The organism is Staphylococcus sp. 231237_7MaSpsaltlick (assembly GCF_043107035.1).
Genome location: NZ_JBICNX010000143.1, coordinates 1 through 1,184 on the forward strand (window position 1 = coordinate 1; position 1,184 = coordinate 1,184).

Annotated in this window: 2 protein-coding genes; both read right to left on the minus strand. The window is 33.4% G+C overall.

Annotated features, from left to right (window positions below; genetic code table 11):
• Positions 1-761 (minus strand): N-acetylmuramoyl-L-alanine amidase (locus tag ACF91D_RS30470; RefSeq protein WP_392438485.1); only part of this gene is annotated, 761 nt, incomplete at its 3' end.
• A complete protein-coding gene (locus ACF91D_RS30475; RefSeq protein ID WP_081224964.1) occupies positions 745-1,002 on the minus strand; it encodes a phage holin in 258 nt (85 codons plus the stop codon). The genes ACF91D_RS30475 and ACF91D_RS30470, both read right to left, overlap by 17 nt.
• Positions 1,003-1,184: the final 182 nt, after the last annotated feature.

Consider the following 1,184-nt stretch of genomic DNA (forward strand, 5'->3'; position numbering starts at 1 on the left):
TCGTTATACCATTCGTTATCAATTGGCGTATCATACAATACATGCCATGCTTTCTCTGTAACTGGTATACAAATAATACATTCTTTGTCATCTACAAAAATGTGAGCTGATGCTGTTCTAGCCCAATCAATATTATAAGTATTTCTATAGTAATTAACATTTTGTTGTGCTGTTGAATCACGATTACCTGTATCATGAAATACTGCAAATTGTGGTTTACCACTATCTAATCGTTGTCCTGTTCGACGCGTACCAATTGGTAAAAAATCAGTATAAACGGGTACGCCATTCCATGTACCTATTCTTTTTTTGCCCATGCTTTCTCCTCCATTTTTTAAATTATTAATAAAAGGGAGTCTAATGACTCCCCAAAATCCATTGCTATCATAATCATGTTGAACCTTTTTTACTGGTGATCCATTCCATGTACCCCAGTTTTGATCTAATGAGTAAAAGGTTTGTAAATTACCACTTAGGCCAATTGATACATGGCCCCATTGACCACCTGTCCATACACAAATATCTAGAGGTTCCACGACCAAATCTTTTGTGTTAGGCAAAAACTTTGTGCCTTTCGGTGCAGTAGCTCTATTTTTGAAATTAATAATATCTTTCGCATCACCTTGAAAATGCCAATTAAAATATTTTTTACATACATGAATAACCCAATCAGCACATTGGCCTGGATAAATGCCATCTTCATCATGTTGAATGCCTATTCGTGAATTAACATATTTTAATGCTTCACTTTTCTTTGCCACTACGCATCACTACTTTTTCATATTTATTTTGCGTTTTTAATTCTTTCATGATTTTATTACTTTCTTTAGCTGCATTAGTTAACGGGTTGTCTTTCCATGTCGTAAGCAATGCTACTGCTATTGTCATTATTGTTGCTTCGTCAACTGGAATAGGACTAATACCTTTATTTGATAACCACTGATTCACTAACACCAAAATTAAACCTAATACTCTTACGATTACTGTTACTTTTACATCCATTTAATTTCCTCCTCATAATAAAAAGCCGACATGTATATGACGACTTAAACATTTGATAATATTTTTATGTTGTGTTAATTTATATATAGAAAAAGGGCAATACACCATAAGTGTATCGCCCTAATGAGCCCTTTAAAAAGACGGTGGCTGGAATTTAATAATGATTAAATAATCATCTCATC